The organism is Haladaptatus marinus (assembly GCF_051194195.1).
Genome location: NZ_JBLZNK010000010.1, coordinates 65,572 through 75,342, shown reverse-complemented (window position 1 = coordinate 75,342; position 9,771 = coordinate 65,572). Strand labels below are relative to the sequence as shown.

10 protein-coding genes and 2 pseudogenes are annotated in these 9,771 nt (G+C 52.9%); 7 read left to right on the top strand and 5 right to left on the bottom strand.

Annotation, left to right across the window (positions count from 1 at the left end):
- Positions 1-314: 314 nt before the first annotated feature.
- Positions 315-497 (bottom strand): hypothetical protein, encoded by a 183-nt coding sequence (locus tag ACN2TU_RS26475; protein WP_435159785.1) that lies wholly within the window; start codon positions 495-497, stop codon positions 315-317.
- A 237-nt stretch (positions 498-734) separates the two neighbouring features.
- Between ACN2TU_RS26475 and ACN2TU_RS26470 the strand changes: the two genes are divergently transcribed.
- On the top strand, positions 735-971 hold the full coding sequence (locus ACN2TU_RS26470; protein ID WP_435159784.1) for a UPF0058 family protein: 237 nt from the start codon (positions 735-737) through the stop codon (positions 969-971).
- Positions 972-1,457: 486 nt separating this feature from the next.
- Here ACN2TU_RS26470 and ACN2TU_RS26465 read toward each other — a convergent pair.
- Both ACN2TU_RS26465 and ACN2TU_RS26460 read right to left on the bottom strand, forming a co-directional pair.
- Positions 1,458-1,826, bottom strand: a pseudogene (locus tag ACN2TU_RS26465) (helix-turn-helix domain-containing protein); the annotation flags it as partial.
- Between the two features lie 219 nt (positions 1,827-2,045).
- Complete coding sequence (locus ACN2TU_RS26460) at positions 2,046-2,201, bottom strand: DUF1328 domain-containing protein (RefSeq protein WP_435159783.1); 156 nt, start codon at positions 2,199-2,201, stop codon at positions 2,046-2,048.
- A 293-nt stretch (positions 2,202-2,494) separates the two neighbouring features.
- Between ACN2TU_RS26460 and ACN2TU_RS26455 the strand changes: the two genes are divergently transcribed.
- From ACN2TU_RS26455 to ACN2TU_RS26430, 6 genes and pseudogenes are all read left to right on the top strand, one after another.
- Positions 2,495-2,755, top strand: a complete 261-nt coding sequence (locus tag ACN2TU_RS26455) for a hypothetical protein (RefSeq protein ID WP_435159782.1) — start codon at positions 2,495-2,497, stop codon at positions 2,753-2,755.
- Positions 2,756-2,789: 34 nt separating this feature from the next.
- Entirely contained in the window at positions 2,790-3,662 is an 873-nt protein-coding gene (locus ACN2TU_RS26450) for a GAF domain-containing protein (RefSeq protein WP_435159781.1), read from the top strand.
- Positions 3,656-4,548, top strand: a pseudogene (locus ACN2TU_RS26445) (bacterio-opsin activator domain-containing protein); the annotation flags it as partial. The gene ACN2TU_RS26450 and the pseudogene ACN2TU_RS26445, both read left to right, overlap by 7 nt.
- A gap of 63 nt (positions 4,549-4,611) precedes the next feature.
- Entirely contained in the window at positions 4,612-4,803 is a 192-nt protein-coding gene (locus tag ACN2TU_RS26440) for a helix-turn-helix domain-containing protein (protein WP_435159787.1), read from the top strand.
- A 121-nt stretch (positions 4,804-4,924) separates the two neighbouring features.
- Positions 4,925-5,704, top strand: a complete 780-nt coding sequence (locus ACN2TU_RS26435) for a helix-turn-helix domain-containing protein (RefSeq protein WP_435159780.1) — start codon at positions 4,925-4,927, stop codon at positions 5,702-5,704.
- Positions 5,705-5,810: 106 nt separating this feature from the next.
- Positions 5,811-6,317 carry a metal-dependent hydrolase gene (locus tag ACN2TU_RS26430; RefSeq protein WP_435159779.1) on the top strand — a complete coding sequence of 169 codons (507 nt, stop codon included), beginning with the start codon at positions 5,811-5,813 and terminating at the stop codon, positions 6,315-6,317.
- Here ACN2TU_RS26430 and ACN2TU_RS26425 read toward each other — a convergent pair.
- Complete coding sequence (locus ACN2TU_RS26425) at positions 6,306-7,505, bottom strand: orc1/cdc6 family replication initiation protein (RefSeq protein WP_435159778.1); 1,200 nt, start codon at positions 7,503-7,505, stop codon at positions 6,306-6,308. The two genes, ACN2TU_RS26430 and ACN2TU_RS26425, sit on opposite strands and share 12 nt — an antisense overlap.
- A gap of 1,399 nt (positions 7,506-8,904) precedes the next feature.
- The gene (locus tag ACN2TU_RS26420) at positions 8,905-9,738 is read right to left on the bottom strand and encodes a phosphatase PAP2 family protein (RefSeq protein ID WP_435159777.1); all 834 of its coding nucleotides are present in this window, start codon (positions 9,736-9,738) and stop codon (positions 8,905-8,907) included.
- Positions 9,739-9,771 lie beyond the last annotated feature (33 nt).

Sequence of the window (9,771 nt, the reverse complement as noted above, 5' to 3'; positions counted from 1 at the left end):
AAACCGTCCAAACTACATAAAACCGCGTCAGACAATCAAAAACAATCGGGTATGCGGGAGTTTAGAGCCGAATATAGGTGTTTAGCGAATTTGGAGAAATGAGTTTTGACGTACAAACTAGTTTTTACACACATAGTTTTGGTAGCAAAACCGGTTCGTACGTCAAACTCGATATCAAATCAACCAGTTTTGCTAGCAAAGATACTAACAGTGGAATACACATCGACTGGCCAGCGAGAATTACTCTGCAACTCTCGACCACGGACGAATCATCATTCGGGTGGTGATTGACTGACAACGACCGCAGCAATCGCTCAAACGGAGCGTGTCCGTCGATCCATCGCGAAAATGAGGGTTCCGGCAGCGAGAACCAACACGCCGAGTGCGAGGAGTACGAAGGGCGTGTTGAATCCAGGGAGAGCCCCACCGAAGAGGAACACAGTTCCAACGAACAGCAGAGCCACTCCAGTCCAGAAGCGTCTCGTTCGACCGAGCATCGCAAAGAGATTCACTTCGAACGAGCATAAACCGAGCGGCAAGTGCCACAGTTTTCAGCTCTGGTCGTCGTCACAGAGGTTTGTGTCGGGCGAATCGTTTCTGTCGTCTTTTTTCGACCACCATTATGTAATTTTGTAAATAAGAGTGAAAAACACCTTCCGGCTCTAACGGTCGTTTCGTGTGTCAATGCTACTCAAGGAAATACTATAGGGCTTCAGTCGTTAGTTGTCGTCGCGATGAAAAAACAAGAGCTCATCCACCTGCACGGACTGCTTTCGGAAGTACGGAATCGATTTGAGACACGAACTGATTCCCCACTCGACTTCGCAAACTACGACAACCAAACCACGCGGCCCACTTCTATTCATCACTCGAAAAACGACCACCGTGCAGCAGTGCTCACATTAGCGAACGGTCTCACCACCAACATGGTGGAGACGGAGACGGAGACCGTCGCCCCTCACGCCGACTGAATCCTCAGAACGAAGTATCACGAAGACCCTCGTCAATGAGCGGTAGCTGTTGATAATCGTTAGTTACGTCGGTATATCCATCGCATAGTAACACAGCTACAAACTAACGAGTCGGCGATGCCAATCGAGTCCGGCCCCACGACAGACAGTCTACGTGACCGCTCTGGCTGTGGTCGTCGTGCTCTCAACCCCCTTTCTTTTTGTAGTAGTGACTGTGTGGACGAAGTTCGGCGGGAGCCGGTACAGCCCGAACCTCGTTCCGAGCGAGACGACAGACCCATCCGAAGTGCAAAAATCTCCGAAGTGAACGATCGTTTCGGGTGGCGTTACAGTTTTGTAGTGCGATTCCAGAAGTTGAGACTGCTGTGCTCAATGCATACACTCGTTTTTCATGATTATCTCATATGGCGCTTCAATTGAATTCGCTTCTACCTAGCGATGCACATCTCGATCAGTCTCATACCTCTCCAGAGATCTTTGCGTCTGTCAGTTTGGAAGTGGTGGCCACGTTGTCGCGACCGTTTCTTGGATGAGCTGCGTCTGTGCACGACGCAGTCGCTCGGAAACCGAGGATGCTGAGATATTCAGCCTTGCGGCAATCTCTTCTAAAGATGTTTGTCGTGGGATGGAGAAGTAGCCCAATTCGTAAGCTGTTCGGAGTGCTTCTTGTTGGCGATCGGTTAGTCCATTTCCTGGTGATTCAGGCTCATTGTCTCGTGTAAGGCGATTTAATCGAAAACTGGCGGTACGCTGCCAGAAAGTTGAAAATTTATTGAATGCGTCCCGGTTAGCGAACCAACCAATTTGTCGCCAACCATCCGCTTTCACCTCAATCCTCTCAATAATCGCATCGGTCGGCGATTCACTTTCGTATAGCATCATACAATTTAAAACCAGGGAAAGTCACTGCAGTCTTGCGATTTTGTATCCGATTCGGTGTGAAAATACACTTCTTCCTACGACGGTAATGGGAAGTGAAAGAACGGAGGTCGAAGCCCTCGGTGAAGCACGAATCGCGTCAACCGAGTCGAGCCTTACAAAATGAGCGGTAAACTGACGATACGACGGTTGTCGCTAGTTCAACACTATCGAGATAACCGCGAGTATGAGGAAGACGATGACAAGCAACCGAGCAATGCTCATCGTCAATCCCGCGATGCCGCGTGCGCCGACGATGTAGGCCAGAATCGCGAGGACGAAGAACAAAACTGCGAGTTCGAGAATCGCCATCGTCACCACCACCTTTGTGCCGAGGTTGCCGCAGCATCCTGTACTATCGTCGTCTGCAGGGCATTCGAAGGCATCTCGTTTGCAGGACACCCCCAATGTACTTTGTTATCATATCACTAAATTCAGCGTGATTCTAAGAGAAGTTCGCCGACGAACGTCATCAGCTCCGTAGATTCATAATTTCGAAATAGACAGTAAGAGCGTCGAGTAACCCACGTATGCAGTTTGAAACGGTGTGGAACCATCTGAAAGAGATTTCTGGGTTTAATACATCGTAAGATAAATCACCGCACGTGAGGAGTGCACAGATAGGCAAGCCGAACGAACCCACGGATTCGCCGACAAATCCGACCACTTCCGGCACGGCAAAAGCGGTCGAAAAGCTCGCGACGCCGAAGGAGTTCGACACCGCCCTCAAAAACCTGCTACTCCACGGTTACCAATCCGGAGTTGCATTCGACCGGTCGTGGACGTTTCGCGACCCGGAAACGGATCGGCCGGATCAGATGGTAGAAATCACCGAACTCGCATCGCGTTCCACGTCGAGAGAGTGAGACGCCGCCGATACAAATCAGCCCGAACGTAGCCATGACCTACCAACTCCACGTTCTCTTCGTTGCCCCGCCCGATGGCGAGCAAGCGATGGCTACGGTTCGAGAGCAGTCGAACATCGTCGTCGAATCCGTGCCGACAGCCACGGAGGCACATGAACGCCTGCATACAGCGGATTGTGTCATCTGTACAGCAGACATTCCGGACATGGACGTAGTTTCGTTTCTTGAAGCGGTTCAACAATCACGGCCGTCGCTCACCTGTCTCCTCTTTTCAGAGACAGTCAATCGCGTTTTTGAAGACGTACTCGAGAAAAATCTCGCAGACTGGATTCCAGCGGCAGGCGGTGGAAAGGCACTGGCAAATCGAGTAGCATGGATCGCAATGCAGGTTCGCCAGAAGCGACGACTTACAGCAGTTCAGGAGTCAGTCGAGACACTGGCAACGGCGGAGACGGAAGATACCGTCGCCGAAACGGCAGTTAGGGTGGTATCGTCGGTGCTGAACTATTCGGCGGCAATCGTCGCCCGGTACGACGGCGAGGCTGGCACGCTCCGACCAGTCGCATGGGAAGGTGTGGCCGAACCGGACGACGAACTGTTTGCCACCGACGGCGGACTCGGATGGACGGCGTTTCTGGAAAACGAAGTCCGCCATGGAAATCGGGAAAACGGGTCGGCATTCGAGCAGTGGCTCGCGATTCCACTCGGGAGACACGGGGTACTGGCCGCCGCACAGGAAGCGGAGCAGGATCCCACAGTGATAGAAACCTCGCTTCGAACGTCGAATCCGCGTTCGCTCGTCTCGACCGAGAATGGGAACTATCGAGACAGGAAGCTAGACTGTCGGAAGCGAAAACAACGCTCGAACGGACGCGACGGCGTGAATCCGTCATCCGAGACGTGGTGACGGCGGTCGTCCAAGCCGACACACGAACCGAAATCGAACGGGCCGTTTGTAAACGGCTGACGAATGCAGACCCGTATCGGTTCGCGTGGGTCGGCGAGTACGACACAACGACCGACGAGCTCAGCGCCCGAACGTGGATCGGTGACGAGCAAGCGTTTCTTGACGAGCTATCGGCAACGGCGAGCGACAGCGAAGTCGAAACGACGGCACGGCGGGCAGTTCGAACCAGAGAACCCGCGACTGACGGCGATTTGCTCGGAGACCCACCCTACGAGTCGTGGCGCCAGGAAGCACTCAAACGAGGCTACCGGGCAGCGGTTAGCATCCCAATCATCTATCGAGCGAGTATCTACGGCGTTCTGACCGTGTATTCCAGCAGTTCCGATACGTTCGGCCAGACTGAGCGGGAGTTGCTCGAAGCCGTCGGGGATGCGATTGCTTACGCAATCAACGCCGTCGAGAGCAAGGAGGCTCTCGTCAGCGACAGTGCCGTCGAATTGGAGTTTCGGGTTCGAGACCCCCAATTTACCGTTATCGAGTTCGTCCAGATGATCGACTGTCGGTTCGAGTTCGAGAGCGTTATTCGAGAGACGGACGACACACTTCGACTGTTTTTCACCACGGAAGGAACCACACCGGAAGCAGTCCTTTCGTTCTCCAAGCAGTCGTTGGTAGTGAATGATATCAGACATGTGACGGGCGACAGCGACAGAGACCTCTTCGAATGTACGATTTCCGGGACGAACGTCATTTCGCTCCTACTCGACCACGGCGCGATTCCGAAAGCCGCGAGGAGGGAAAAGAAGCAAGGCTCACCGTCGAGTTACCGCAGACAGCCGACGTTCGTCGGTTCGTCGAAACGTTCCAAAACCGCTATACAGATGCGGAACTCGTGGCACGGCGCAAGCGAAATCGACCGGTGCAGACGGAACAGGATTTCCGGGCGCAGTTGCGACACCGACTCACCGACCGTCAGTCCGAAGCGCTAGAAACGGCCTACTGGAGCGGGTTCTTCGAATGGCCTCGTGAGAGCAACGGACAGGAAATCGCCGAGTCACTCGGCGTGTCACAACCGACGTTCAACCGGCATCTTCGGGCAGCCGAGCCAAATCAGCTCACAACTCTATTCGAGGACGAGTGAGGACGAACTGAATTCGAACCCACCACAAGGCCGAATTTATACATATTGAGTCGCCGCTGAAAACCGGCTACCAATCTAGCTACAACATCCATCAGTTGGCCGTTAATTATATACTGTATAGATGAGCGGAGAATCCAACAATGCCACTAATCAGCCACACCCAAGCAGTCTCACAAAACCAGCACCGACGGTAGGAGATGGTAACGGTTCGAATATTGAACAACAGAACGAAACGATCGAACGACAGCTGTACGATATCGTCGCGGAAGTTTCTCTCTCCGGCTCCGATCTTCTCCTTTCTCCGACAATCAAGGCCGCATCCGATGTCACCATCAGAACGGAACATCTGACAGAAACGACACCGGTACATCTGTTCATCTCGGTGTGTGGTGAGCAGTTTGGCGCGTTCGAGCAAGCGCTACAGCGAGATTACACGGTTGCTGACCCCGTGCTCGTCGAAACCTACGACGGTCGGCGCGTGTACCGCCTCGAACCGGTTTCTAGCGTAAACCTCATCGCACCGCGATGTCCCGAACTCGACGCACGCATCCTCAACGTAGAAAGTGGCGATGACGGATGGATCGTCCGGATGCAGATACCCACCCGCGAAGCACTCGTCTCGTTCCGAGAGTACTGCCTCGAAAACGATGTAACCTTCCGGGTCAACCAGCTCGGAAGTGCGACAGATCACGAAGAAACCGATGTCGTCGGATTGACCGAGAAACAGAAACAACTGCTCCGCATGGCGTTCGAGTGTGGCTACTACGAGATTCCACGTCGAATCTCTCAGAACGAACTCGCCCGCGAACTTGACATTTCCACATCCGCGATTTCACAGCGGCTTCGACGAGACACTGAACAACTCATTGGAAGCACGCTGGCCGTCGAGAAGAACCGGTAGCACTCTGGAGAACTTAAAGCGTACATGTTCGAAGCCGTGATTTTTGGGAGGGATATTACATACGAACTCCTGTGGTGTCAGGGGATACCAAACACCCGGTGGGCCGATGAACAAGCTAGGTCACTGGGGAATTGTACTGTTCGTGTTCGGATTCGTTGTGTTCGGACTCGTCGCTCGCGAGAGGATGCGAGGCGCAAAAATTATCACGGTTACTGGGCTTTTCATGGAAATTTCACCCGATGTAGACCTCCGAATTGCCCAAATTGCACATCGAGGCATCACACATACGGTTTGGGCGGCACTCGTCGCTGGCGTCGCACTCGCTGTTATCGCGTTCCGTTTCGAACCATTCTCGCTTACTGGAAAGGGCGAAGAAACGTTCTACGGTTTTCTGACCGGATTCATCAGTGTTGGATGTCATCTCGTCGGTGAGATAATTACCCCGGTGGGAATCAAGCCGCTGTATCCGTTATTCAGCAAGTCGCACACGTTCGATATCGTCTCCGCGCATAATCAAGCCGCGAACCTCTTGCTGCTCGTCGTTGGCATACTCGCGTTCCAGATAGGAGAGGAGAAAAAACATTCATCGGATGGTGGAAACTCACGCACCTGAGACGAGAACTTTCTTGACGACCAACGGGTCTTCGAGGAGTCTATGTTCGGTATAGCTTCCTTCTGCACTTCCACCGCTCTGTCGAGCCTGCTCGATGACGTCAAGGAACGCCTGCTCGCGGAGGAGGTCGCGCACGCGCCGAGTCGAAAGTGGATCGCTGTCCATCTGCCGACAAACCTGTTCGTACACCTCGTACACTCGACTGGTTCGGAAGGCATCAACGTCCGGATTGTCGAGAGAGAGGATCGCAAGTGCTTGGAGTGCGTATTTCGAGTGCGGTGTCGCACCACGAATAAGTTCTCGAAAACGGTCGTTTTCGGCGCGTTCGCGGGCTTTCTTGACGTACACCTCACGAACTGTTTCGGCGTTCTCCGCCTGCGCGAGTTCCCCCGCGTATCGGAGGATATCGATCGCTTTGCGTGCGTCCCCGTGCTCTTGGGCCGCTTGTGCGGCCGCGAGTGGAATCGTTCCCGGTTCGAGAACACCCTGTTTGAATGCATCACTCCGGGCCTCCATGATAGCACGCAACTGGTTAGCATCGTATGGTGGGAAGACGAACTCTCGCTCGCAGAGGCTCGATTTGACACGCTCGTCCATCCGATCTTTGTACTTGATTTTGTTGCTAATGCCGATAACACCGAGTTTGCACCGTTCGAGTTTACCCGCTTCTCCGGCACGCGAAAGCTGCATTAGAATGTCGTCGTTCTCCAGTTTGTCGATTTCGTCGAGGATGATGACGACTACGTCGTACAACTCGTCGAGGATTCGCCAGAGCCGTTTGTAGTACGTCGAGGTAGAAATTCCTTTGTCAGGAATGGAGACGCCAGTTTCTGACGAGTTGATCGCACTCGCAATCGTCTGGACGGCTTGCGTCTCGGTGCTATCCTGTGCACAGTCAACGTAGGCAACACCGACGACGACACCTTCCTCGTCCGCTTCGTCGATGAGTCGGCGAGAAACGTGTTTTGCACAGAGCGATTTTCCGGTTCCCGTCTTCCCGTACAGGAGGACGTTGCTCGGGGACTGGTTGAACAGCGCCGGATTCAGGGCGTTGGCAAGTGCAGAGATTTCGTCGTCCCGACCGACGATTCGCCCATGGTCGGGAAGGTGATTGATTTCGAGGAGTTCTTTCTTCTCGAAGATAGGATCCTCCCGAGAGAAAAGTTCGTCCGAGTCGGCGTCGCTCATAGACACCACATTTCCAGTGAAATCCCTTTACTGTTCCGGGGCAAGAACGAACAACGGAAGAACCACTATTAATGTCAGAGTATTTGATAAAATGTGAAAGAACGGAAGGGTGAACTGTGAGACACACACCACGTTTCCAGTGAAATGGCGTGAAAAGGTGGGTGGGGGTTCAAGGAATCCGGAATATTTCGCCGCTTCCTAGTGTTGGGAATGTAACATTAATCACCTCATACCGCATGTTTTTTATACCCATGCTACGTTAAAGTCCATTAAGTTGATCACAATTACTAAAATAACCCGTGACAAAGTCACGGGGTTCCTGTAGTTGCCGCACTTGAATCGAGGGTTGGGGGACTCTCATCTCGTGTTTCACTGGAAACGTGGTGTGTGTCTGCTGAGAAGCGCCTATCGTGCGATCGGTGGTTCACGTCTTCTGCTCGGTGTGCGTTTTGATTCGTGTGTCTGGTTAATCTGTTCAGTTAAAACGTATCGGGATGGTCGTGTCTCTTCCCGTGTTTCGTCTGGTTTTCCCACCGCGTTTTACACCGTGTTTCCGGTGAAAACGCCCCATTCAACACAGCAATCCTGGTAGACTGTTCGTCCAACTCGACCGTCTCGCAGAGGATCGTCGGAGATCTCGGACACCTCGTTTCCGATGAAATTCGCGGGTTGGAAGGCCGTACTAACTGGTTACTTCTCTCGGGACACCTGATTTCCAGTGAACAAGTGTTGTTTTCCCACATTCCCCACCGAACTACGAGGACGATTTCGTGAGTCAGCGAACAGATGGCGACTTCACACGACAGGTTCCGTGGGGTCAGAAGCGAGCGACGATTTCACGAGAGGATATACTTCCGACAATTTCACGAGAGAATATTCTTCACAAGAGAACGTACTTCACGGGAAACTGTGAAACACTTCCACAGGATAATGGGGGAATCATATTTTCACCGGAAATAGGGTGTGGTCACTCGCTGCTATTTGATGTACTCATCTTTGTGGTTACTGAATGTACTCGTCTTCGTAGTTATTGGATGTGATTATTTTGTATCGTTTGGTGTAATCGAACTTGCCGATTCAACGTTTATGACCTTTCCAACCCATCTATATTCCAACGAGGTATTCTGAACCCACTATAGATAACTATTGAGCATATCCTACCCTCCAAACCCCCGTTTCATCTGCAACCCTCCCCACCCCCTCACACCATTTCACTGGAAACGTGGTGTGTGTCTCTAAACGACAACTGTTACCAAACAACATACTCTAACCGAACATCGAGACGACAACTGACACTATACGATTGGCTGATCGCACAGCGTCAGTTGCCACTGTATCGAAAACAAAAACGTGGAATCGTTCTCTATCCTCCCATTCTGCGAGCGACGACATCGGTTTTCTACGAACTGTCGTCGAACACATTGCTCTCTTCCAACGGAAGCTTTTCACCCGAAACATGCCGTGCGGCAACGAGGACACTCCCAACTCCAAGAATCGTCCCTGCGACTACATCTGTTCCCCAGTGGATTCCGAGGTACATCGTGGCGACGACAATGCTTGCCGCCGTTGGGATTGCAACGAGCGCCCACCCAGGATATGTCTCACGTGTTCGGTACGCGAGCATGGCGGTGCTGACCGACAGCGACGTGTGTAGAGAGGGAAAGACGTTCGTGTTCGCATTCACTTCCCCCGTCAGAATCTGCGATTGCGGATAAGTTGCGTACAGCAGCGGATCAACCACGTCCGGGATCAGATTCCGCGGCCCATACGAGATGAAGAGGATGTAACAAACCAACCCCAAACCGTAGTTCACCGCGTACGCGATCGCAGTCTCTTTCAACGGGCCGTCCTCCGGAAGCGCGAAGTAGGCGACGAAGGGGAACACGAGCAGAAAGACGTAGCCGTAGATGTACATAAAGGAGAAGTACGCCGTCAGTTCCGGCGTCGCAATCGACTGGAGTTTCCCGACGAAGTCGCCTTCGATGGCGTGAATCAGTCCCGTAATGTTCCAGTCGATGAGCCACGAGAGCTCGGGTCCGAACTCGCGAGCTACCTTGTTCACCGCGAGGACGCCGATCAGCAGGCCAAGATATGGATACGTTGCTGTGAGACGTTCTCGGAACTGTTCTTTTGCGCGCCTGAGACCCGACCACCCGACGAACAGAACCGTTGCGACACCGAGCAGTACTATCTCGCCGATGAGCAACCGTCCTGCGATTTCGGCTAAACTCACGTTGTCACCTGCTCTCGTTTCGTCAGGCGGTCT

Excerpts from the sequence above, each read along its gene's own strand:
- ACN2TU_RS26475 (WP_435159785.1), bottom strand. The coding sequence starts at position 497 with ATGCTCGGTCGAACGAGACGCTTCTGGACTGGAGTGGCTCTGCTGTTC.
- ACN2TU_RS26470 (WP_435159784.1), top strand. The coding sequence starts at position 735 with ATGAAAAAACAAGAGCTCATCCACCTGCACGGACTGCTTTCGGAAGTA.
- ACN2TU_RS26460 (WP_435159783.1), bottom strand. The coding sequence starts at position 2,201 with ATGGCGATTCTCGAACTCGCAGTTTTGTTCTTCGTCCTCGCGATTCTG.
- ACN2TU_RS26450 (WP_435159781.1), top strand. The coding sequence starts at position 2,790 with ATGACCTACCAACTCCACGTTCTCTTCGTTGCCCCGCCCGATGGCGAG.
- ACN2TU_RS26435 (WP_435159780.1), top strand. The coding sequence starts at position 4,925 with ATGAGCGGAGAATCCAACAATGCCACTAATCAGCCACACCCAAGCAGT.
- ACN2TU_RS26430 (WP_435159779.1), top strand. The coding sequence starts at position 5,811 with ATGAACAAGCTAGGTCACTGGGGAATTGTACTGTTCGTGTTCGGATTC.
- ACN2TU_RS26425 (WP_435159778.1), bottom strand. The coding sequence starts at position 7,505 with ATGAGCGACGCCGACTCGGACGAACTTTTCTCTCGGGAGGATCCTATC.